The organism is Siminovitchia thermophila (assembly GCF_016909185.1).
GTDB classification, from domain to species: domain Bacteria; phylum Bacillota; class Bacilli; order Bacillales; family Bacillaceae_C; genus Siminovitchia; species Siminovitchia thermophila.
This window is the reverse complement of sequence record NZ_JAFBFH010000025.1, coordinates 47,398-69,298: the sequence shown is the minus strand read 5'-3', so window position 1 is coordinate 69,298 and position 21,901 is coordinate 47,398. Positions and strand designations below refer to the sequence as shown.

The following is a 21,901-nucleotide window of genomic DNA, read 5'->3' as shown; positions in this document are numbered from 1 at the left end:
AATCCGGTGTGGTGGTTGGCTCGATAAGCTTGATATATGATGCTTCATCCTCGAAAAGAGACCGTAGAACCGATCATCAACATTTGGAATACGATCGTGAACATGGGGAGAATCCGGTGTGGTGGTTGGCTCGATAAGCTTGATATATGATGCTTCATCCTCGAAAAGAGACCGTAGAACCGATCATCAACATTTGGAATACGATGGTGAACATGGAGAGAATCCGGTGTGGTGGTTGGCTCGATAAGCTTGATATATGATGCTTCATCCTCGAAAAGAGACCGTAGAACCGATCATCAATATTTGGAATACGATCGTGAACATGGGGAGAGAAGCCTTTAAATGCTGCAATCTCGAATGGCCCCATAGAAAGCCACCAAAGGGAGTTCATGATGCCTCAGAACCAGTTTAGCTTGCCAAATATCCCCAAAGGGTTGACGATTGCCCATCCCTTCAAATCGTATTGTAATGAGTCAAATTTTTTGCATCTAATGTTGTAAATGGATTGAATCTTGCCTTCAATCCTATTTTGCAAAGACAAGCAAGTGTCCCCATTTTTACACATATACTTCATGTAAGGCTTAAAAAATGGGGGTGAGGAATTGTCGGGAATCTTGACGGCAATCGGTCTGTTATGGAAAGAACTTATCTTTTTAGTGTCGTACGTAAAAAATAATGCATTTCCTCAGCCGCTTTCTCCTGAAGAAGAAAAAAAATATTTAAAAAAAATGGCAGAAGGAGATGAAGAAGCGCGAAACATACTAATAGAGCATAATCTGCGGCTTGTCGCCCATATCGTCAAAAAATTTGAAAATACAGGGGAAGACTCTGAGGACTTGATCTCAATCGGTACAATCGGCTTAATCAAGGCAATTGAAAGCTATTCCACCGGTAAAGGAACAAAATTGGCAACCTATGCAGCGCGCTGTATTGAGAATGAGATTCTAATGCATCTACGGGCGTTGAAAAAAACAAGAAAAGATGTATCGCTCCATGACCCCATTGGCCAAGACAAAGAGGGAAATGAAATTTCCTTAATGGATGTGTTAAAGTCTGACGCTGAAGACATTTTTGAAACGATACAGTTAAATATGGAGCTTGAAAAGGTAAAAGCATATATCGATGTTTTGGATGACAGGGAGAGAGAAGTTATTATTGGGCGCTTTGGTTTAAATCTGGAGAAGGAGCGGACGCAAAGGGAGATAGCAAAAGAACTGGGGATATCCAGGAGTTATGTATCTCGGATAGAAAAAAGAGCATTGATGAAAATGTTTCACGAATTTTACCGGGCAGAAAAAGATAAAATGAATCGGAGTAAAAAGAAAGATGATTCATAAGTAATGACGAGAGAAAGGGTGATGATGATTACAAATCATCCCAATAACGATCATTGCAGCGAATATCAGTTGGAAGTGGAACGGATGATTTATGAAGGGGGAGGCGTATTTGAGGATTTGCATATAAGGACAGCTCCCTCGTCTAAAGGCGGGAAGCCGCCGGAGCAAAAAAACGGATAACGCATGCTAAAAAGCCAGTTGCGCCTTATTATGCGCAGCTGGCTTTTTAGATTTTTTTCCAAGTAAATGTACTGACCATAAGCAGAGATAGTAAAAGAGTGATAAACAAGAATGCCGAAGGCGGCAAGTAGGGAGCGGCTAAAAAGCTTAATGTCAACAGGCAGCCCGCAGCAGTAATGGGCAACCCCGTAAAGTAGCCGTTGTTCTCGGTTAAGTTAAATCTTGCAAGGCGGAATGCGCCGCATCCAATGTAAAGTACCGTAAAAAATACACCCGGAAAACCAAACAAATGTAAAATTCCTTGGTATAATAACAAGGCGGGAGCAACACCAAACGAAATAATATCACTCATTGAATCGAGTTGTTTTCCCAGCTCCGATTCAATTTGCAGCTTTCTGGCAGCCATTCCATCAAAACGGTCGGCTAAAGCGGCGATAAAGATGAATACAAGGCTTAAGTGGAGTTGGCCGTTTATGCCGGCGATAATGGCAAATCCCCCAAGTCCTAAGTTAACCAGGGAAAGTAAGTTGGCCGTTTGGGATTTTAACTTCTTTATGGTATGATCGAGGACTTCAAATAAAAACAAGTTGATTCCTCCTTTTTTCATAAGCCTTTTTATTATATCATTATATGATTTCTAGAACGGAAAGTTAAGGAGAATTTTTTTGTCTGGAGGTATTTTTGTTGCGTGCGCGACTTTATCGGTTTTTTATTGAGTTGTCAAACGGGCCGTTGACTTCTAATGCACTTAAAAAGTTTTCATGTTCCCGGTTAAGCCGGCCATTCATAAAATCATATGCGAGAGTTTACCGGATTAATCATGAAGAAATAGCAGGAGATATTGGCCAATACCCGAATTTGCATGCTTTTTTCACAAGGAAGCTTAAAGAGACTGTACGTCCAATTGACGAGAGGCGTGACATCGTAACAAGTCCCGTTGATGGTGTGTTGGAGGAAGTCGGACTTATTCATCCAACGAAGGAGATGGTGGTAAAGGATAAAACATATTCCGTTGCCGAAATACTTGGGAGCCAAGAGAAAGCAGAAAAGTTTACTGGCGGCACTTTCATGATCATTTACTTGAGTCCTTCCCACTATCACCGCATACACAGTCCGGTGAATGGCAAAGTGGAGTCCGTTTATTCGAGAGGAAGCAAATCTTATCCGGTAAACCGGCTTGGGTTAAAATACGGCAAGTCGGCATTATCGAAAAATTATCGGGTCATTACAGAAATGACGACGGAAGGTGGGACGGTCGCCATAATAAAAGTAGGCGCCATGTTCATCAATTCAGTGGTGGTTACAAATAACAACAAAATTTGGCAAAAGGGGGAGGAAGTAGCTTATTTTTCGTTTGGATCGACGGTTATCTTGCTGTTTGAAAAAAACCGCTTTACATTGAGTGATGACATCAAACCGGCATCCGAGCTGAAAATGGGGGCTCCGATTGGACAAATTTATTCGGCTCATAATAATTAAGCACCTGAAAACAGGTGCTTAAACCTTTGAAGGGTTTCAACATGATATTTTTATTTGCGAAGCCAAGGAGCGCCGCTTGATTTCTGTTTCCATCAGCGTAATAAAATCACGATTTAAGTTTAACTTTTTTGCTTTAAAATACGTTTCGATCAATAGTTCATCTGACAACTTTTTCACCACTCCACCTCCCAGAGGAATTCAAGTTCTAAAGTTGTTATTTATGGAATACGCTGGTAAATTGTATGTTATATTCACTTTAACAAATAAAAGACGCTGGAACAAGCGTTCCTTTATCCACAATCAGTGGTGGATAAGTTGTTGTTAATTTGTTTATAAAAGATCGTAACCTTGTCAAAGATGCTTTCATTCTGTTTATAAAGTTACCCACAGTTTGAAGGTTGTATCTATTTGTCGAAAAGTTTCATTACTATTTTTCCGTTTGTTAAATTTTGAAAGATACACAAAGATTATATATGATGAACATATGAAAAGATGTAACGAGGTGCACGGATTTGTTAAAACTATTTTTACCAAACGAATATTTAAAAAGTATATTTCATTTACAGCCAGAAAAGCTGAAAGAGCAAGGTATAAAAGGAATTATTACGGATCTTGATAATACGCTTGTTGAATGGGACCGCCCAAACGCAACAGCGAGGCTTGTGGACTGGCTGGAAGAGATGAAAAGGCATAACATGAAAATAACAATTGTCTCGAATAATAATCAGGATCGTGTGAGGGCTTTTTCGGAGCCGCTCGATATACCGTTTATACATAGAGCAAGAAAGCCATTGGGCTCGGGCTTTAGAAAGGCTGCAAGAGAAATGGGGTTATCCAAAGAAGAAACAGTCATCGTGGGAGACCAGCTATTGACGGATGTATTCGGAGGAAACCGCGCGGGTTTTTATACGATTTTGGTCGTTCCGGTAGCCCAGTCTGATGGATTTTTTACCCGCTTCAACAGAATGATTGAAAGAAAAATCATGGCGAATCTTAAGCGAAAAGGGCTGATTCAATGGGAGGAAGAAATGTGAATCATAGCAGTGAATTACATTGCATAGGCTGCGGAGCAGCCATCCAGACGGCGGAACCCGGAAAATTGGGCTATACGCCCCGTTCCGCATTGGAAAAGGAAGAAATCATCTGTCAAAGATGTTTCAGGTTAAGACATTATAACGAGGTCCAAGATGTTTCACTAAATGATGATGATTTTCTGCAAATATTGCACGAACTAGGCAGAACGGACAGTTTAATTGTAAACATTATAGACATTTTTGATGTAAATGGCAGCTGGCTGCCGGGGCTGCAGAGATTTGTCGGAAATAACCCGGTCATCCTTATCGGAAACAAAGTTGATTTGCTGCCGAAATCAACAAATAAAGGGAAGCTGGCATCATGGTTGAAAAAAGAGGCGAAGGAAATGGGGCTGAATCCGATTGATGTTCTGCTTGTCAGTTCGGAAAAAGGATTTCAAGTCAGGGAAGCAATAGAACGAATAGAGCAATTGCGGAATGGGAAAGACGTATACGTTGTCGGATGTACCAATGTAGGAAAATCGACTTTTATTAACCGCATTATTCAAGAAACGGCGGGACAAGAAAACGTGATTACTACCTCGCCAATTCCTGGTACTACCTTGGACATGATCAAGATTCCACTGGACGACGGCAAGCATCTCGTCGATACACCGGGTATCATAAATGACCATCAAATGGCCCACTTTATCAGTAAAGAAGATTTAAAGACCATTACGCCCAAAAAAGAAATTAAGGCGCGTGTTTATCAATTAAATGAACAACAGACCCTTTTCTTTGGGGGACTTGCCCGCCTTGATTATTTGAAGGGCGGACGACGGCCAATTGTCTGTTATTTGGCGAACAGTATAGACATTCACCGCACAAAACTTGAACAAGCGGATCATTTGCATAAGGTTCATGCTGGGGGAATGTTGCAGCCGCCGGGAAAGGAAACATTAGATAACTTTCCTGAGCTTATTCGTCATGAATATAAAATCAAAGAAGAAAAAATGGATATCGTGTTTTCGGGCCTTGGCTGGGTCACTGTCAACGAAGGAGCGTTTGTCGCCGCATACGCTCCAAAAGGCGTTGGCGTCATGCTTCGAAAAGCGCTCATTTAAGTCGGGAGAGGAAGGAATGGATGTTGAAGAAATTATATGGGATTATCGGAGATCCGGTTCATCAATCATTATCGCCGCAAATGCATAATCAGGAATTTGAGAAATTGCGGATCCATGCTTATTATCATCCTTTTCGGATTGCCAAAGAAGATTTGGCGGTGGCCATCAAGGGAATGAAAGTAATGGGTGTTCAAGGATTCAATGTAACAGTTCCCCATAAGTTGGCGGTCATGCCGTTGCTTGATGAAATAGACCCGCTCGCGCAAAAAATCGGGGCTGTTAATACGGTTGTGCGAAAAGGCGAGAAATTTGTCGGGTATAACACGGACGGCATGGGCTTTGTCAGAGCGCTGCAAATGGATTGGAAAGAAGATTTGGCTGGAGAATCGGCACTTGTGATCGGGGCCGGGGGAGCGGCACAGGCTATTTACTTTTCGCTGCTTTCGGTCGGTGTCAAGCATATTGATATATGCAACAGGACGGTTGAAAAAGCGGAAGCAATGATTGATTCGAGCTCAAGTGATACAAGCTCCCGCGCGCTGACCTTGGCAGAAGCGGAAGAGGAAATGGGGAACTACTCTTTCGTTATTCAGACGACCTCGATCGGGATGGCTTCAACCGAAGGTAAAAGCCCTGTTTCGCTTGACAGGTTAAATGCGGGTGCATTTGTTTCCGACATTATTTATAACCCGGGCCAAACGGAATTTTTAAAACAGGCAGCCCTAAAAGGGGCAAAGACGCAAAATGGGGTTGGGATGCTCGTCCATCAAGGAGTGCTCGCTTTTGAAAAATGGACAGGCATCACACCGGATGTCCAGCGGATGACCGAAGTTGTAACGGCACATATAGGAGGTTAATATGTTAACAGGAAAACAAAAGAGGTTTTTACGATCTAAGGCACACCACCTTCAGCCTATTTTCCAGGTTGGAAAAGGTGGCGTCAATGAGAACATGGTCAAACAAATAAGTGAAGCATTGGAAGCCCGCGAATTGCTTAAAGTCAGCGTTTTGCAAAATTGTGAAGAAAACAAAGAAACGGTGGCGGCAGCTATTGTCAAGGGAACCGATGCCACGCTTGTTCAAGTGATTGGAAATGTCATCATTTTATATAAAGAATCGAAAGAACATAAAACGATAGAACTACCGGTTTAATTGGCAAAGGTGGACAGTATGAGCAGAAAAGTAGGGATCTTGGGAGGAACATTTGATCCGCCGCATTTAGGGCATTTAATTATCGCCAATGAAGCGCTTGATCAACTCGGGCTCGATGAAATAAAATTTATGCCAAATCAAGAACCTCCCCACAAAAAAAGAAATACGGGAACGAGTGCGACGGATCGCCTGAAGATGGTGGAACTTGCTATTGCGGATCACCAAAAGTTTTCATTGGAAAAGATCGAATTGGAACGCCGCGGGCGTTCATATACGTACGATACGATTAAAGAATTAAAGGAAAGAACTCCTGACGCTGACTTTTATTTTATTATCGGTGCCGACATGGTGGAGTATTTGCCAAACTGGTATAAAATTGATGAACTCGTCAAACTTGTTCGATTCGTCGGTACGAACCGCCCGCGTTTTCAGTTAGAAACACCCTACCCCATTCAAATTGTTGAAGTACCCAAAGTGGATATATCGTCCACTCTTATTCGCAATCGTGTAAAGGCGGGGAAATCTGTAAAATATTTATTGCCAGACAGTGTAATCCGATATATAGAGGAGAATCGGTTGTATGGATCGTGAAGAAGCATTACAAATCGTGAAGCAAAGAATATCAGGGCCGAGATTTGATCACACGGTACGGGTTCTGAAAACCGCATTGGACTTGGCGGTACAATACGGAGCGGATGAGAAAAAGACGGAAATTGCCGCTATTTTTCATGACTATGCGAAGCTCCAACCGATCAGTGAGTTAAAAAAAGTTATTCTGGAAAAAAAGCTTGATTCCCGATTGTTGGATTACCATTCGGAGTTGTGGCATGGTCCGGTGGCTGCATCCATCGTTCAAGAAGAGATGGGGGTCCATGATAAAGATGTGATCAACGCCATCCGCTATCATACAACTGGACGAGCCGGCATGTCACTATTGGAAAAAATCATCTATTTGGCAGATTATATTGAGCCTGGACGCCAGTTTCCCGGATTGGATGAAGTCAGGGCCCTTGCTAAAACGGATTTGGATTTGGCATTAACAAAAGCAATTGGAAACACAATGAAATTTTTGATCGACCAATCGGCTCAAATCTTTCCTGATACATTAGAGGCATATAATGACATGGTAAAATAAAGTGAAACTTCATTCAGTAGGCGTTTTCTTCCAACTCCTGCTGGATGTTAGTTGAACCAATCGGGCATTTAGGTGCCGTTTTCTCCCATTTAGACCTTTTGTATCAACTTAGGTCTTGAAGTAGGAGTATTACGGCACCTTACATGCGGGATAAAAGGAGGAATTCCCATTTTGAATGCAAAATCAATATTGAAAGCAACATTTAGAGCGGCGGAGAACAAGAAAGCGGAAGATATTGTTGTTTTGAATATGCAAGGTGTTTCGTTGATTGCCGATTATTTTCTTATTTGTCATGGCAGCTCGGAAAAACAGGTTCAAGCCATCGCCAAGGAAGTAGTCCACTCTGTCGAAGAATTGGGGTTGGACGTCAAAAAAGTAGAGGGTTTGGATGAAGCCCGCTGGGTCCTTATTGATATGGGGGATGTGGTAGCCCACATTTTCCATAGAGAGGAAAGAAGTTATTATAACTTGGAGCGCCTTTGGGGTGATGCGCCAATGGAAAACCTTCAAAGGGAAATCGCCCCGTGAGTTATGAACAATTCTCTTATATTTATGACCGCTTAATGACTGATGCTCCATATGACAAATGGGTTGAATATGTCCTCGACGAAAAAAGCCGGTTTCATGTTTCGGGAAACCGGCTGCTCGATGTGGCCTGCGGTACAGGGGAGTTATCCATCAGGCTGGTTAGGGAAGGATTTCAAGTAACGGGCGTTGATCTGTCCGACAGCATGTTGGTTGTGACTGCCTCCAAGGTAGCTGATAAAGGGATTCACTTGCCGTTGTTTCAGCAGGATATGAGCCAGTTGGAAGGATTGCCCACTTATGATTTCATCACGATTTTTTGTGATTCTTTAAACTACTTGGCTTCCGAAGATCAAGTGAAAGAGACGTTCAGGCGCATGTATAGTCATTTGGAGGATGGCGGGCTTTTGCTGTTCGATGTCCACTCTCCCTTCCAAATGCTTCACGGGTTTGCAAACAGGACATTTACATTAAATGAGGAGGATATTGCCTATATATGGCAATCTTATCCCGGAACGGCCCGCTATTCTGTTGAACATGAGCTTACTTTTTTTGTTTTGGATGATATGACAGGGCAATTCAACCGGATCGATGAATGGCATTATCAGCGGACATATCCAGTGAAACAGTACACTACATGGCTAAAAGAGGCCGGTTTTGATGTTCTTCGGGTAACAGCCGACTTTTCCGAGGACCCCCCGATAAAAACGTCTAAGCGGATCTTTTTTACATGCAGAAAAAAATAAGCATTGCCGATTGTTAAGCGGTCGGCATGCTTATCATGCGCTAAGGTCATTGGCAACAAGTGAATCGTTGACAAGAAAGGATTGCAAGAATCTTAAAAAGAATGTAACATATGCTTTAAGAGTAAAACGCTTTCTCGATGGAATCCGCTTCATCCGCGAATTTTTTATGGGTTGCCTGAAACAACTTTTCGAACATATCCCCTGTTTCCCGCTTTAATACATCGATTCCTTCCCCGGTAATTCCGCCTTTTACACACACTTTTTCTTGCAGGGCCGGTAAAGAATAATATCCTTTTTTCAACAATTCGCCAAAGCCAATCAGCATACTTTCAGAAAGGATGGTCGCTGTTTTTTCATCAATACTTGTTTCTTTGACGGCTGCGTCAATCAGTCTTCTTGTTAAATAACAATAAAAAGCGGGCCCGCAGCTGACAATATCGGAAGCAACCCGAACAATACTTTCGTGGATTTCCACCGGAACAGACACCTTCGAAAACATTTCTTTCAAAAAGGATTTCCACCGATCTTCACAACTCTCTCCAAAAGTGACAAGCGAAACACCTGATAATGCCCGGTTTGTAATGCTTGGTATAATTCTGGCACAGGAGGATGCAACGCAGTTTTCCAGCCACTTCACCTCAATGGGGCTCGTGATCGAGACGAGACATTTTTCCTTGGTAAACAGCGCTTGCTGCTCTTTGACCATTTTGACGATATCAAATGGTTTTACACAAATAAAGATTAATTCTGATTCGTTTATGACATCATCAGGCTTTTGGGCCACGGTAATTTCTTCATAACGCTTTTGCAGGTCGTAAGCTTTTCCTAAAGTCCTATTTGTTACAGTTAATTCAGAAGGGGAAACCGCTCCGCCATTGATTAGAGCTTCTGTGAGAATGGTTCCCATATTGCCGGTTCCTATCATTCCAACCTTCATGCTGTTCCCTCCTTCACATTTACTATTCCTGACAATATATGCCCATACATAAAAAAATATACTGGAAAGAAAGGCGGTAGATAAGATGGTTTTTTTTGAAAAATATAAATTCATTTTCATGGCAGCGGCGGCGATAGTCATCGGATTGTTTTTGTTTTTCAGCAAGCCTTGGGAGGAGCCGGTGGTGCAAAATGATATATCTTTTTCTGCAGAAGCTGAACCTCCAGTTCAAGATGCTGCCCCTTCCGTTTCCGAGGAGCGAAAGGAGCCGATGTATGTAGATGTGAAAGGAGCCGTAAAAACGCCTGGATTGTATCGGGTGAAAGAAGGCGACCGTATTTTAGATGTCATCAGTCTGGCTGGAGGCTTAGCTGAAAAAGCGGATGAAAAACAACTCAATTTGGCACAAAAAGTACATGACGAAATGGTTCTTTATGTTCCAGAAATGGGAGAAGAGACTGAGGTTCATATGGTCAACTCCGATCAGCAGGGTGGCGGAAGCCAGGGAATTAGCGGACAAGAGGGGGATAAAATCAATATCAATAAAGCCGATGCCTCTCAGTTGGAAACATTGCCGGGTATAGGCCCTGCCAAGGCAAAAGCCATCATTGATTATCGGGAACAACAGGGCGGTTTTAAACAAGAGGAAGATTTAAAAAATGTTTCGGGGATCGGGGGAAAAACGTATGAAAAACTACAAGATTCCATCACGGTTCGTTGACTTGTCCAGTGGTGTGCAGATAAACTTAAGTAAAACATTGAATGAAAGATATGTGGGGAAAGGGAGAAAAAGATGGAAAGAATTTCTTGGAAACAATACTTTATGGCCCAAAGCCATTTGCTGTCTTATCGGAGCACTTGTACCAGGCTTACTGTAGGGGCCACGATAGTTCGTGATAATCGTATCATTGCCGGTGGTTACAATGGTTCAATTGCCGGTGGTGTCCACTGTATAGATGAGGGTTGTTACGTAATCGATGGGCATTGTGTACGGACAATTCATGCAGAAATGAATGCTATTATTCAATGTGCCAAGTTTGGGGTTGCTACTACAGATGCCGAAATATATGTGACACATTTTCCGTGTCTTCAGTGTACAAAAGCCATTATCCAGGCAGGCATCAAGTCAGTCTATTACGCTGAAAATTATCGGAACCACCCTTACGCGGTGGAACTTTTGGAGCATGCCGGCGTCCATGTTGAGCACGTACCCCTTGATAAAAAGATTTTTTTGGCATTTGCCAATGATGAAAGGGAGAGCTGAATAGCTTCTCCCCAATATATATAAGGAATGGGGAATATATGGCAGGTCAATGGATATTTCTCGCACTGTCAGCGCTGGCTGGCATCTTACATTCTTTGGAAAACCATTTTCTTGTTTGGTTATTTAGCATATTGCTCTTCGCCCGAGTTGTTTATACTCGAAAGCAGCGGATTCTGATTTCGGCCGCTGGATGCTTTCTCGCATTTTTTCTCGTAACTGAAAAAGCAAAACTTCTTCGCGTGACACATTTTCCTTCTCCGGGTTCTGCCCGCCTTTCTGTTACCTTCAAAGAAACTCCGCAAATAGATGGTGATCGGCTGAAGGCCATCGTGACAACATCCGAACAGGAAAAACTCATGCTTGTCTACCGAATGAAAAGCAAACAGGAGAAACAACAAATACAGCATCATTTACAAGCCGGCAACATTTGTCACTTAGAAGGCATTCTTAGTCGCCCTCAATCAAAACGAAACATGCACGCTTTTCATTATGAACAATATTTAAAGAGGAAACAGATTTATTGGCTGTTCGAGCCGGATCACTTTTCACCGGCAGTCTGTCAAAAGTCTTCTTTTTCGGCATTACATTTCCTGAAAAATGCGAGAAGTGACACAATCAAGAGAATGAACGGCATGTTCCCGGAACGGGTGGCTGCTTACGGAGAAGCCCTTATATTTGGAGACAGGGACTCCATTTCGGAAGAGGCCAATGAGGGATACCGAAGGCTAGGGGTCGTTCATTTGCTTGCCATCTCAGGCCTCCATGTGGGTTTGATTGTTGGGGCTTCCATTTTTGTGCTTCTTCGTGCCGGCTGTACATGGGAAACAGTATATTGTGTAATGCTCGTTTGGCTTCCACTATATGGCTTTGTAAGTGGGGGAAATCCGCCGGTTGTGAGAGCGGTGCTTATGGCGTTATTGATTTTTTCTGCCAAAAGGTGGCGGCTGCCGTTGTCAACACTTGATGCTCTTTCCATCAGCTTTTTACTTTTTTTATTCGTTGACCCTTATGTGGTTTACCATATCGGGTTTCAACTCTCGTACGCCGTCAGCTTCGGAATTATTTTATCGGTTCCTCTTTTTCGGCATCTTCATTCTTTTTGGCAAATGATCCACATTTCAATGGTTTCGCTTCTCAGTTCACTTCCAATTCTTTCTTTCCATTTTCATGAATTTTCTATCATCAGTTTGTTTGCCAATCTTCTGTTTATCCCTTTTTATACGCTTTTTCTTCTTCCCGTCATTTTTGTATTGTTTTGTCTCAGTTTTGTTCTTCCGCCTTTCTCCGGGTATCTTGCCATTTTTTTGGACAAGGTATTGGCGGCATCAGAAAATGTTGCTATTTGGACAGGTTCTTTTCCGTTTGCGACTGTTGTGACAGGGAAGCCTTCTTTGGTCAGTATTATTTTCATGACTGTCGGTGTTTTCATCTACTTCCTGCTGACCGAAAGAAAATACCACCCTGTTTTGTCTGTTTTTCCTCTTGTGTTAGTTCTTGTTATCCATTGTTTTGCCATCCGTTTTTCTCCATATGGCAAGGTTGTTTTTATTGATGTGGGTCAAGGGGATAGTGTTTTGATTAAGCTGCCGTACAATCGGGGTACATACTTGATTGATACTGGCGGTCAGCTCTTTTTTCCAAAGGAAGAATGGCAGGAAAGGAACAGGACATTTCAGGTAGGAACTGATATTTTGCTTCCGGTGTTAAGAAGTCATGGGATTAAACGAATCGATAAGCTGATTTTAACCCATAGCGATGTCGATCATATCGGTGCTACAAGGGAATTAATGGAGAAAATCTCAATTGGGAAAGTGTACATTACGCCAAATTCGTGGGAAAAACCGCTCATGTTGGAGACAGTTCGGCTGGCAAAGGAGAAAAAAATTACCGTAAGGGAAGTGAAGGCAGGATATGGCTGGAAAAATAAGTCAGGCACCTTTCAAATGATTTATCCGTTTGATGATCAATACGAAGGGAATAATGATTCACTCGTTTTATATGGAAAATTTGGCGGGATGACATGGTTGTTTATGGGGGACGTAGAAAAAGAAGGAGAGGAGGAATTGATAGCCGTTTATTCTAGGCTCCGAGCTGATGTCATTAAAGTCAGTCATCATGGAAGCAAAACATCGACCATTCCGTCTTTTGTGGAACAAATTAAACCGAAATACGCAGTTATTTCCGCCGGCCAAAACAATCGGTATGGCCATCCACATCCGGAAGTGTTGGAAACTCTTGAGAACAATGGCGTCCGGATATTTCGTACAGACCTTCAAGGTGCCGTCCATTTTACGTTTGGGCGCTCCAAAAAGGGAACCTTTCAGACCATTTTACAATATGATATTTCAGATGATGTCCGTCATAATTAGCAGCCTGCAAAAGGGAAAACTTTAAGCAGGCCGCTGATTGCTAGTTGACATAATCGTTGTGTCCTTCATTACTACACTTCATCTCGATTCTTAAAGCAGAGACCTACTGTCAGTTAAAGCGCGATAATGAAAGCAAAACTTCAAGCGCTTCAAGCAACGTTGTGTTACTTGGGCCGCTAAAGTGGAACAAAAGCTAATATCGCAAGGATCTTGTTGGCGAGATCAGGCAGTGAAGTCCGTAAAGCTCGCGCTTTTTAAGGTGTGTGTCATGTTTATGCATAGCTCGCGCTTTTTCGGCGTGTCATGTTTGATGCATGCTGTTCGATCTTTCCTGGTCCTGTCGCTTCGCTTGTCCTTGTACACCCTGTATGTCGCGGCGTTTTTGTGAACTTTGACTGAAATTTTGCGCCGAACTGAACAAGACCTCATCGAATAACATTGATGCAGAGCATATTTTGTTGTTATCGCAGGAAATTTGCCAGTCGTTGGAGGCTTTGTTGGACAAAGCAGTTTGCTTCGAGAGAATATTTATATCATTTTCACCTTGTAAAAATAAAGAAGAAGCTTGCATGCGCAAACTTCTTCTTTATTCTCGCTATTTTCCGAGCACTTCAATAACTGTTCCAATCACAAAAATCGCTGTAAAGAATACAAATGACACTATAAAGCCAACTCCGGAATCTACGGCATCATTTCTTTTTGATTGAACATTTTGTTCAAATTCAAATTCTTTCACAACTACCCCTCCTGTTTCCACTTTAGTATAGTTGAATGCGCAAAAAAAATCCACTGTTCCATTACCACTCTTGACAAGACTTGACACATATACTTTGTTCACTTGCGGTCACACTATGTAATGAAGCGTTTTTCCGCTTATGAATACGTGTCCTAGGTCGTATTCATAAGCGTTCATATAGATTGGGGGACACTTGGCCTGCGGGCAAAGGAGTCCCCATTGCACTTGTCAAAATCCTCCTCTTTCCTTACGATGTAATTAAAAGATCAGGTAGAGAGAAGGATTGTCTATGGCTTTTTTGAAAAGCATCGAGGAAAAGAAATTTTCACCGCTTTACTTATTATATGGAACTGAACCGTTTTTAATCAATGAGGCGAGAGAGAAATTATTGGCGAATGTGTTAACGAAAGAGGAAGCGGAGTTTAATTTTTCAAGTTACGATCTGGAAGAAACTAGTGTCGATCTAGCGATTGATGATGCCGAAACTTTGCCTTTTATGGGTGAAAAAAAGTTGATCATTTTACATAATCCTGTTTTTTTAACGTCTTTAAAAACAAAAGAGAAAGTAACCCATGACTTAAAAAGATTGGAAGCATATGTGGAAAACCCCGCCCCTTTTACTGTGCTAGTCTTCACAGGCGAGTATGAAAAGCTGGATGAACGAAAAAAACTGGTTAAGCTGTTGAAAAAAAACGCGGACGTCTTGGATGCGAAACCCCTTAATGAAAACAGCTTGAGAAAATGGGTGGAAAATAGAGCGACTTCCCTTCAAATGTCCATGGAAGATCAGGCAATCGACATGTTGCTTCAGTTGGCAGGCAATGATTTAATGATTTTGAACGAAGAAATTGTGAAGCTGGCGCTTTATGCCGCGGACTCCAAACACATTACCGTGGAAGCGGTAGAGAAGCTGATTTCTCGGTCATTGGAGCAAAATATTTTTACGCTTGTTGATAAGGTTGTGAAACGGCATATTGGAGAAGCTTTACAAATATTTTATGATTTGGTTAAACAAAATGAAGAGCCGATTAAAATACTTGCCGTACTTTCAGGACAGTTTCGACTCATTTACCAAGTAAAAGAATTAACGGCAAGAGGTTATGGTCAAAAGCAAATTGCCGGAATGTTGAAGGTGCATCCTTATCGGGTCAAATTGGCGGCAGGACAGGCTCAATCTTTTTCTTCCGAGGAACTAATCCGAATTATGGAAATGCTCGCAGAGAGTGATTTGAAAATGAAATCAACAGGAATGGATAAAAAAGTCATCATTGAACTATTCCTGATGAAGCTCGTTCAGCCTAGTTCATGAAACAACATCAAAAAAACGACCGTTTCGGGTCGTTTTTTATGTTGGTTACGCACCAAGATTGTTTAATTTTTTGGCTAAGCGTGCTTTTTGGCGGTTGGCCGCATTTCTATGGATAAGTCCTTTTGTTACAGCTTTATCCAATTGCTTGATAGCATTTTTAAAGAGATCTTGTGCATTTTCCTCATTTTGCTCAGCAGCCACTTCAAACTTTTTCACAGCTGTGCGCATAGCTGATTTGAAAGCTGAATTTTGGGCATATTTATTTTCATTAATTTTCACGCGTTTAATGGCGGATTTAATGTTTGGCATTCTATTCACCTCCTGACACCATTGGCTACTCGATATACCTGTTCGTTATCTTATAGAACAAGAGTATTTTATCAAAGAGACTTTTATATTGCAATACAAATTGTCATCCCATCGTACCATGAATGAATTTCCGCCGGAAAGGAGAAAATGTGTTAGTAAGACATGGCATAAGGAGGCACAACAAAATTGAAAGATGAACAGTTGGATTTAAGCGCTTATTCAGTCAGGACGGACTTGGCAAAAGAGGCGTATGAAATGGCGATCGACCTCCATGCAAGAAAGAAAAAAGCCGACAGTGGCAAACAGGAGCTCGAGGGTGTCATTACTGAAGAAAGGGAGATTGATGAGGTCCACATTTCCCAAGTGACGATTACAGAGGAAGCCCAGGAGAAAATCGGGAAAAAAGCCGGGCATTATTTGACGATTGAGGTTCAAGGAATCCGCAGTCAGGATGCTACGCTTCAGCAAAAAGTGCAGAAGATTTTCGCCGCAGAGTTTAGCCGCTTTTTAAGGAATTTACATATTCCCAAAACGGCAAGCTGTTTAGTTGTCGGCCTCGGAAATTGGAATGTGACGCCTGACGCACTCGGTCCTATCGTTTGTGAGCGTCTAATTGTAACAAGACATTTATTTGAATTACAGCCTGAACATGTTGATGAAGGGTACCGGCCTGTCAGTGCGCTTGCTCCCGGGGTGATGGGGCTTACCGGCATTGAAACGAGTGATATTATTTCCGGCGTTGCTGAACAATCTAAGCCGGATTTTATTATCGCGATTGATTCTCTTGCTTCCCGGTCAATTGAAAGAGTCAATAGTACGATTCAAATTTCGGACACGGGTATACACCCCGGCTCCGGGATCGGCAATAAGCGGAAAGAATTGAGCAAAGAAACCCTCGGAGTCCCCGTGATTTCCATTGGAGTGCCCACTGTAGTCGATGCGGTAACGATTACGAGTGATACGATTGATTTTATTCTCAAACATTTCGGAAGGGAGATGGATGAATCGGGAAGACCTTCTCGTTCATTGTCCCCTGCGGGCCTATCATTTGGCGAAAAAAGAAAGCTGACGAATGAAGATTTGCCTGAAGAAGCGGGGCGAAAAACGTTTCTGGGGATTGTTGGCATGCTCGATGAAAATGAAAAGAGACGACTCATTCATGAGGTATTGGCTCCGCTCGGACATAATTTAATGGTGACGCCAAAAGAAGTGGATGTATTTATTGAAGATATGGGAAACTTGATCGCTTCTGGTTTAAATGCAGCCCTTCATACGAATGTTGACCAAGAGGATGTCGGTTTTAAAACTAGATAAAAGATAAAAGCAAGCTGTTTGTGTTTGTTCTAGCAACTCTATTGATACATATATATGAATAGAGAAGTGTCATGAAAGAGGTAATGATATGGGCAAGTTTTTCCTGAAGTGCGTTATTTCAGTGTTTCTGTTATTCATCGGTGTCTTGATCGGCATGGAAAAAGCAAATGAAGGAATGCGCTCGATGAAAGGATATGAAGACACCTCGCTTCCGTCGCCCGTTCACTTGAAAAAAGGAGATGACGGGAATATGGAAGCCGCTTTGCTTGGCAATGAGGTTCATTCTATGGAAACATTGGAAGACAAAAAGAAGAAGCTGGAGGAAATGGAATCCTTCAATTTTTTTTCTTCCTTGGGGAGAGCACTTGGCAACACTGTGACCAATGTGACCCAAAAATTGGTTGATCTGTTTGTCAGTTGAACGTATATCCATCTTCCATTTGGCGGATTGCCGGATAAAGCGCATATGCGCTTTTTTTGTTTATTGAATAATGGACTGATATAATTTATTCTAGTTTACATGCGCCGATTAACAGGAGTGAAGAACATAATGAATCAAAAAGAGAGAATAAAGAGACGGGAAAGGATACGAAATTTCTCGATTATTGCCCATATTGACCATGGAAAGTCTACTTTGGCAGACCGCATATTGGAGAAAACAGAAGCCCTTTCGTCGCGTGAGATGAAAAACCAGCTTCTTGATTCTATGGATTTAGAGCGTGAGCGGGGTATTACGATAAAGCTAAATGCTGTTCAATTGACTTACAAAGCGAAAGATGGAGAAGAGTATATTTTTCATCTAATCGACACGCCCGGACACGTCGATTTTACGTATGAAGTATCACGGAGTCTCGCGGCATGCGAAGGAGCCCTGCTTGTTGTGGATGCTGCACAGGGGATTGAAGCGCAAACATTGGCAAACGTCTATCTGGCGCTTGACAATGACCTGGAAATTCTTCCGGTTATTAATAAAATTGATTTGCCAGCAGCAGACCCGGAGAGAGTTAGACAGGAAATAGAAGATGTGATCGGTTTGGACGCATCCGAGGCTGTTCTTGCTTCGGCAAAAGCAGGAATCGGTATTGATGAAATTTTGGAACAAGTTGTTGAAAAGGTCCCGGCGCCAACAGGTGACCCGGAGGCCCCATTAAAAGCACTGATTTTTGACTCGCTTTATGATGCATACCGGGGTGTCATTGCCTATATCAGAATTGTGGAAGGTACGGTTAAAGCCGGTGACCGCATTAAGATGATGGCGAACGGGAAAGAGTTTGAAGTAGTTGAAGTAGGTGTTCATGCACCGAAACCAATGGCGGTAGACGAATTGACGGTAGGGGATGTGGGGTTTATTACGGCCTCTATTAAAAATGTCGGAGATACAAGAGTAGGGGACACGATTACAAGCGCCGCCAACCCCGCTCCGGAGCCTCTCCCCGGCTATCGGAAAATGAACCCGATGGTTTTTTGCGGTCTGTATCCGATTGATTCAGCGAAGTTCAATGATTTGAGAGAAGCTTTGGAGAAGCTCGAATTAAATGACTCATCATTGGGATATGAGGCAGAAACTTCGCAGGCGCTTGGCTTTGGATTTCGCTGTGGATTTCTGGGGCTTTTACACATGGAAATCATCCAGGAACGGATCGAAAGGGAATTTAAAATTGATTTGATTACGACCGCACCAAGTGTCGTTTATAAGGTGTATTTAAATGACGGCACCGAAATAAATGTTGATAACCCTGCCAATATGCCCGACGCTCAACAAATTGAGCGGGTGGAAGAGCCATATGTGAGGGCGTCTATGATGGTGCCGAACGATTATGTTGGGGCAGTCATGGAACTTTCGCAGGAAAAGCGCGGCAATTTCATTGACATGCAATACTTGGATGATATCCGGGTTAACGTCGTTTATGAAATTCCTCTTGCGGAGATTGTCTATGATTTCTTTGATATATTAAAATCCAGTACGAAAGGTTACGCGTCTTTTGATTATGAGCCTGTAGGCTATAAAGAATCCAAACTTGTCAAAATGGATATATTATTAAACAGTGAAAAAGTGGATGCGTTAAGCTTTATTGTACACAGGGATTTTGCATATGACCGTGGCAAATCGATCGTAGAAAAGCTGAAAGATATTATTCCCCGCCAGCAATTCGAAGTGCCGGTCCAGGCGGCCATTGGCAACAAAATCATTGCCAGATCAACAATCAAGGCGATACGCAAGAATGTTTTGGCCAAATGTTACGGAGGCGACATATCCCGTAAACGTAAATTGTTGGAGAAGCAAAAAGAAGGAAAAAAGCGGATGAAACAAGTGGGGTCCGTAGAGGTGCCTCAAGAAGCATTTATGGCTGTATTAAAAATGGATGATCCGGGAAAATAGAGCCAATTGTTTCCCGAGGCAGCTTTCCAGCCAAGCGGATTTGTCTTTGAAAATCATGTAACATTTTTGAAAAAGCTGCATCTTGCTTGGCGACGATGCAAATGCGACTGCCCCGGTTTAATACTTTCACAGGCTTGCGACCTTCAGATGCTAGGCGCAGCATTTTGGCAAAACAGCGATATAAGCTGAAGAGTGAGTGAATGAGAGCATCCGGGAAATCAAATGCTGTATTTTTGAAGGAGGCGGAACTGGTTCCGTCTCTTTCCCTTTCCACTTCGGAGGAACTATTTAAAAAACAAGGTTGTGACCAAATTGAAGGCCGCTTATATCCATATACCATTTTGTGAGCATATTTGCCATTATTGTGATTTCAATAAATTTTATCTTCATACCCAGCCTGTAGATGAGTATTTGGACATGCTTGAAAAAGAGTTCTCAATCTATAGCGAACTGTATCCGTATGCCAGCTTGGAAACCGTATTTGTTGGCGGCGGAACCCCGACATCATTGAATGAACGGCAACTCGAGACACTTTGCAAAGCTATCAAGAGACATCTTCCATATAAAGAAGGAGAATTTACGTTTGAAGCAAATCCGGGGGATTTGTCTGAAGAGAAACTGAAAATCCTGAAAAGTTATGGGGTAAACCGATTAAGCATCGGTGTCCAATCTTTTAATGACGAGCTTTTAGAAAAGATCGGCCGCTCTCATCGTGCAGCAGATGTATACCGCTCCGTCGACCTTGCCCGTAAGGAAGGTTTTACAAATATAAGCATTGACTTAATTTATGCTTTGCCCGGGCAGACGGAAGAAGATTTTTTGAAAACAATTCGGGAGGCGCTTGCGCTTGAACTTCCTCATTATTCCGGCTACTCCTTAATCGTGGAGCCAAAGACGGTGTTTTACAATTTATTGAGAAAGGGAAAACTGAAACTGCCAGGTGAAGAATTAGAAGCTCGGATGTATGAGGACCTGATGGATAGCATGGAAAAAAACGGACTTTGTCAATATGAAATAAGCAATTTTTCCAAGCCGGGTTTTGAAAGCAAACATAACCTCGTTTATTGGAATAATGAGCCCTATTTTGGTTTTGGGGCTGGTGCGCACGGTTATGTGAATGCGAAAAGATATGCCAACTACGGTCCGTTAAAAAAATATATGGAACCGTTGGCTGCTGGAACATTGCCCATTTTCACGGAACATGAAGTGACGCCTAGGGAAGCAATGGAAGAAGAAATGTTTCTTGGGCTTCGGAAAAAGGACGGGGTAAATATGATCTGTTTTCAGGACAAATTTTCAGCTCATCCAAAAGAGGTTTTTGGCAGGGAAATTGCAAGGTTGATCTCCAAACAGTTGTTAACCGAAAAAGGTGATCGGCTCCAATTGACAAAGCAAGGGCTTTTTCTAGGAAATGAAGTGTTTCAGTCATTTTTGACCGGATGATCGTTTTGCTTCGTAATGAGTCAAATATCGTTGACATCAACACGCCATTTTGATACTTTTATATTAGATTTAGCACTCAAATAACGAGAGTGCTAACAGAGGTGATAAGTGATGCTGACTGATCGTCAACTTCGTATTTTACAAGTCATTATTGATGATTTTATCAGATCTGCTCAGCCAGTCGGCTCCAGAAGCCTGTCCAAAAAACAAGGAATCAATTTGAGCTCGGCAACAATTCGCAACGAAATGGCCGATTTGGAAGAGCTTGGCTTTCTTGAGAAAACTCATACGTCTTCCGGGAGGATTCCATCAGAAAAAGGATACAGATATTATGTCGACCATTTATTGGTTCCGCAAATATTGCTCAATCACGAAATAAAGATGATTCATTCCATTTTTGCGGAAAAAATTTATGAGCTGGAGGATGTTGTTCAAAAGTCAGCCAGCACTTTATCGGAATTGACCAACTACACGGCCATTCTTCTTGGGCCTGCAGTTAAAGAACATAAGCTGAAGCAATTGCAAATCGTGCCGCTTGCCAAAGATAAGGCAGTGGCCATCATCATAACCGATACCGGCCACGTGGAAAACCGCATGTTTACTTTGCCTGAACATTATGCGCCCGGTAATATCGAGAAGCTTGTCAATATTTTAAATGAGAAATTGGCGGGAGTGCCGATTGCTGAATTAAAAGAAAAAATCCAACATGAAGTGGCAGAAATCCTTCGAAAGAATGTACATCAGTATGATTTTATTTTAAGATCCATTTTGGAATCGATCGATATTCCGGCAAATGAAAAGATCTTTTTTGGCGGAAAAACAAATATGCTCAACCAGCCCGAGTTCCATAATATTCATAAAGTGAAATCTCTATTAAACTTAATAGAGCAGGAAGAAGGGTTTTATGAACTGTTTAGGCATATCCCAAACGGCATCCATGTCAAGATTGGCAAAGAAAATGAAATTACCGAGATGGAAGACTGCAGTTTGATCACGGCCACTTACTCGATTGCGAAAGAGCCGGTTGGAACAATTGCCATTTTAGGCCCGACAAGGATGGAGTATTCTCGCGTCATCAGCTTGCTTGACTACTTGAGTAAGGATATGAGTGATGCCTTGACAAAACTGTTTATGGAATGATAACAGTAA

The 21,901-nt window shown here is 42.2% G+C and carries 25 protein-coding genes; 20 read left to right on the top strand and 5 right to left on the bottom strand.

The genetic code is table 11. The features are described 5' to 3' along the window. Positions 1-602: 602 nt before the first annotated feature. Both sigK and JOC94_RS15970 read left to right on the top strand, forming a co-directional pair. On the top strand, positions 603-1,337 hold the full coding sequence (gene sigK / locus JOC94_RS15975; RefSeq protein ID WP_205179871.1) for an RNA polymerase sporulation sigma factor SigK: 735 nt from the start codon (positions 603-605) through the stop codon (positions 1,335-1,337). Positions 1,338-1,358: 21 nt separating this feature from the next. Then, positions 1,359-1,517, top strand: coding sequence for a hypothetical protein (locus tag JOC94_RS15970; protein ID WP_171973849.1), 159 nt, complete (start codon positions 1,359-1,361; stop codon positions 1,515-1,517). Between the two features lie 46 nt (positions 1,518-1,563). Here JOC94_RS15970 and pssA read toward each other — a convergent pair whose 3' ends face one another. Beyond that, a complete protein-coding gene (gene pssA / locus JOC94_RS15965) occupies positions 1,564-2,103 on the bottom strand; it encodes a CDP-diacylglycerol--serine O-phosphatidyltransferase (RefSeq protein ID WP_077110589.1) in 540 nt (179 codons plus the stop codon). Positions 2,104-2,201: 98 nt separating this feature from the next. Between pssA and JOC94_RS15960 the strand changes: the two genes are divergently transcribed. Further along, positions 2,202-2,996, top strand: coding sequence for a phosphatidylserine decarboxylase (locus JOC94_RS15960; protein WP_077110591.1), 795 nt, complete (start codon positions 2,202-2,204; stop codon positions 2,994-2,996). Between the two features lie 36 nt (positions 2,997-3,032). On the opposite strand, the gene sda is transcribed toward JOC94_RS15960, so the two are convergent. Further along, on the bottom strand, positions 3,033-3,173 hold the full coding sequence (sda, locus tag JOC94_RS15955; RefSeq protein ID WP_077110593.1) for a sporulation histidine kinase inhibitor Sda: 141 nt from the start codon (positions 3,171-3,173) through the stop codon (positions 3,033-3,035). Between the two features lie 335 nt (positions 3,174-3,508). Here sda and JOC94_RS15950 point away from each other — a divergent pair, with 335 nt between their 5' ends. The 8 genes from JOC94_RS15950 (at position 3,509) to JOC94_RS15915 (ending at position 8,691) form a co-directional block, all read left to right on the top strand. Then, positions 3,509-4,030: a YqeG family HAD IIIA-type phosphatase gene (locus JOC94_RS15950; RefSeq protein ID WP_077110595.1), complete on the top strand. Its 522-nt coding sequence runs from the start codon at positions 3,509-3,511 to the stop codon at positions 4,028-4,030. Continuing rightward, positions 4,012-5,133: a ribosome biogenesis GTPase YqeH gene (yqeH, locus tag JOC94_RS15945; protein ID WP_077110596.1), complete on the top strand. Its 1,122-nt coding sequence runs from the start codon at positions 4,012-4,014 to the stop codon at positions 5,131-5,133. Before JOC94_RS15950 ends, yqeH begins: the two co-directional genes overlap by 19 nt. 23 nt (positions 5,134-5,156) lie before the next feature. Further along, positions 5,157-5,990 (top strand): shikimate dehydrogenase, encoded by an 834-nt coding sequence (gene aroE, locus JOC94_RS15940; protein ID WP_077110721.1) that lies wholly within the window; start codon positions 5,157-5,159, stop codon positions 5,988-5,990. A gap of 1 nt (position 5,991) precedes the next feature. Then, positions 5,992-6,285, top strand: a complete 294-nt coding sequence (gene yhbY, locus JOC94_RS15935; RefSeq protein ID WP_077110598.1) for a ribosome assembly RNA-binding protein YhbY — start codon at positions 5,992-5,994, stop codon at positions 6,283-6,285. Between the two features lie 18 nt (positions 6,286-6,303). Beyond that, the gene (locus JOC94_RS15930; protein ID WP_077110600.1) at positions 6,304-6,876 is read left to right on the top strand and encodes a nicotinate-nucleotide adenylyltransferase; all 573 of its coding nucleotides are present in this window, start codon (positions 6,304-6,306) and stop codon (positions 6,874-6,876) included. After that, positions 6,866-7,420, top strand: coding sequence for a bis(5'-nucleosyl)-tetraphosphatase (symmetrical) YqeK (gene yqeK / locus JOC94_RS15925; RefSeq protein WP_077110602.1), 555 nt, complete (start codon positions 6,866-6,868; stop codon positions 7,418-7,420). Before JOC94_RS15930 ends, yqeK begins: the two co-directional genes overlap by 11 nt. A 171-nt stretch (positions 7,421-7,591) precedes the next feature. After that, on the top strand, positions 7,592-7,948 hold the full coding sequence (rsfS, locus tag JOC94_RS15920; protein WP_077110604.1) for a ribosome silencing factor: 357 nt from the start codon (positions 7,592-7,594) through the stop codon (positions 7,946-7,948). After that, positions 7,945-8,691, top strand: coding sequence for a class I SAM-dependent DNA methyltransferase (locus tag JOC94_RS15915; protein WP_077110606.1), 747 nt, complete (start codon positions 7,945-7,947; stop codon positions 8,689-8,691). The genes rsfS and JOC94_RS15915 overlap by 4 nt, the downstream gene beginning before the upstream one ends. 115 nt (positions 8,692-8,806) lie before the next feature. Here JOC94_RS15915 and comER read toward each other — a convergent pair whose 3' ends face one another. Next, a complete protein-coding gene (gene comER, locus JOC94_RS15910; protein ID WP_077110607.1) occupies positions 8,807-9,628 on the bottom strand; it encodes a late competence protein ComER in 822 nt (273 codons plus the stop codon). Between the two features lie 85 nt (positions 9,629-9,713). Here comER and JOC94_RS15905 point away from each other — a divergent pair, with 85 nt between their 5' ends. The 3 genes from JOC94_RS15905 (at position 9,714) to JOC94_RS15895 (ending at position 13,261) form a co-directional block, all read left to right on the top strand. Further along, complete coding sequence (locus JOC94_RS15905; protein ID WP_077110609.1) at positions 9,714-10,349, top strand: helix-hairpin-helix domain-containing protein; 636 nt, start codon at positions 9,714-9,716, stop codon at positions 10,347-10,349. Positions 10,350-10,421: 72 nt separating this feature from the next. Further along, entirely contained in the window at positions 10,422-10,892 is a 471-nt protein-coding gene (locus tag JOC94_RS15900) for a ComE operon protein 2 (RefSeq protein ID WP_077110611.1), read from the top strand. 38 nt (positions 10,893-10,930) lie between these two features. Next, positions 10,931-13,261 carry a DNA internalization-related competence protein ComEC/Rec2 gene (locus JOC94_RS15895; RefSeq protein WP_077110613.1) on the top strand — a complete coding sequence of 777 codons (2,331 nt, stop codon included), beginning with the start codon at positions 10,931-10,933 and terminating at the stop codon, positions 13,259-13,261. A gap of 595 nt (positions 13,262-13,856) precedes the next feature. Here JOC94_RS15895 and JOC94_RS15890 read toward each other — a convergent pair. Further along, positions 13,857-13,997 carry a YqzM family protein gene (locus JOC94_RS15890; RefSeq protein WP_077110616.1) on the bottom strand — a complete coding sequence of 47 codons (141 nt, stop codon included), beginning with the start codon at positions 13,995-13,997 and terminating at the stop codon, positions 13,857-13,859. Between the two features lie 289 nt (positions 13,998-14,286). On the opposite strand from JOC94_RS15890, the gene holA reads away from it, so the two are divergent. Beyond that, complete coding sequence (gene holA / locus JOC94_RS15885; protein WP_077110618.1) at positions 14,287-15,306, top strand: DNA polymerase III subunit delta; 1,020 nt, start codon at positions 14,287-14,289, stop codon at positions 15,304-15,306. A 45-nt stretch (positions 15,307-15,351) separates the two neighbouring features. On the opposite strand, the gene rpsT is transcribed toward holA, so the two are convergent. After that, positions 15,352-15,615, bottom strand: a complete 264-nt coding sequence (gene rpsT, locus JOC94_RS15880) for a 30S ribosomal protein S20 (protein WP_077110620.1) — start codon at positions 15,613-15,615, stop codon at positions 15,352-15,354. 186 nt (positions 15,616-15,801) lie between these two features. Here rpsT and gpr point away from each other — a divergent pair, with 186 nt between their 5' ends. The 5 genes from gpr to hrcA all read left to right on the top strand — a co-directional run bounded on the left by gpr (position 15,802) and on the right by hrcA (position 21,892). Further along, entirely contained in the window at positions 15,802-16,929 is a 1,128-nt protein-coding gene (gene gpr / locus JOC94_RS15875) for a GPR endopeptidase (protein ID WP_205179869.1), read from the top strand. A gap of 88 nt (positions 16,930-17,017) precedes the next feature. After that, positions 17,018-17,350 (top strand): YqxA family protein, encoded by a 333-nt coding sequence (locus JOC94_RS15870; protein WP_077110624.1) that lies wholly within the window; start codon positions 17,018-17,020, stop codon positions 17,348-17,350. 129 nt (positions 17,351-17,479) lie between these two features. Next, positions 17,480-19,309 carry a translation elongation factor 4 gene (lepA, locus tag JOC94_RS15865; RefSeq protein ID WP_213089085.1) on the top strand — a complete coding sequence of 610 codons (1,830 nt, stop codon included), beginning with the start codon at positions 17,480-17,482 and terminating at the stop codon, positions 19,307-19,309. A gap of 312 nt (positions 19,310-19,621) precedes the next feature. Further along, on the top strand, positions 19,622-20,752 hold the full coding sequence (gene hemW, locus JOC94_RS15860) for a radical SAM family heme chaperone HemW (protein WP_205179867.1): 1,131 nt from the start codon (positions 19,622-19,624) through the stop codon (positions 20,750-20,752). Positions 20,753-20,863: 111 nt separating this feature from the next. Beyond that, entirely contained in the window at positions 20,864-21,892 is a 1,029-nt protein-coding gene (gene hrcA / locus JOC94_RS15855; protein ID WP_077110629.1) for a heat-inducible transcriptional repressor HrcA, read from the top strand. The last annotated feature ends 9 nt before the right edge of the window (positions 21,893-21,901 follow it).

Excerpts from the sequence above, each read along its gene's own strand:
- JOC94_RS15900 (WP_077110611.1), top strand. The coding sequence starts at position 10,422 with ATGGAAAGAATTTCTTGGAAACAATACTTTATGGCCCAAAGCCATTTG.
- holA (WP_077110618.1), top strand. The coding sequence starts at position 14,287 with ATGGCTTTTTTGAAAAGCATCGAGGAAAAGAAATTTTCACCGCTTTAC.
- yhbY (WP_077110598.1), top strand. The coding sequence starts at position 5,992 with ATGTTAACAGGAAAACAAAAGAGGTTTTTACGATCTAAGGCACACCAC.
- rpsT (WP_077110620.1), bottom strand. The coding sequence starts at position 15,615 with ATGCCAAACATTAAATCCGCCATTAAACGCGTGAAAATTAATGAAAAT.
- yqeK (WP_077110602.1), top strand. The coding sequence starts at position 6,866 with ATGGATCGTGAAGAAGCATTACAAATCGTGAAGCAAAGAATATCAGGG.
- JOC94_RS15930 (WP_077110600.1), top strand. The coding sequence starts at position 6,304 with ATGAGCAGAAAAGTAGGGATCTTGGGAGGAACATTTGATCCGCCGCAT.
- JOC94_RS15895 (WP_077110613.1), top strand. The coding sequence starts at position 10,931 with ATGGCAGGTCAATGGATATTTCTCGCACTGTCAGCGCTGGCTGGCATC.
- JOC94_RS15905 (WP_077110609.1), top strand. The coding sequence starts at position 9,714 with ATGGTTTTTTTTGAAAAATATAAATTCATTTTCATGGCAGCGGCGGCG.
- lepA (WP_213089085.1), top strand. The coding sequence starts at position 17,480 with ATGAATCAAAAAGAGAGAATAAAGAGACGGGAAAGGATACGAAATTTC.
- comER (WP_077110607.1), bottom strand. The coding sequence starts at position 9,628 with ATGAAGGTTGGAATGATAGGAACCGGCAATATGGGAACCATTCTCACA.
- yqeH (WP_077110596.1), top strand. The coding sequence starts at position 4,012 with ATGGGAGGAAGAAATGTGAATCATAGCAGTGAATTACATTGCATAGGC.
- JOC94_RS15870 (WP_077110624.1), top strand. The coding sequence starts at position 17,018 with ATGGGCAAGTTTTTCCTGAAGTGCGTTATTTCAGTGTTTCTGTTATTC.
- hrcA (WP_077110629.1), top strand. The coding sequence starts at position 20,864 with ATGCTGACTGATCGTCAACTTCGTATTTTACAAGTCATTATTGATGAT.
- JOC94_RS15970 (WP_171973849.1), top strand. The coding sequence starts at position 1,359 with ATGATGATTACAAATCATCCCAATAACGATCATTGCAGCGAATATCAG.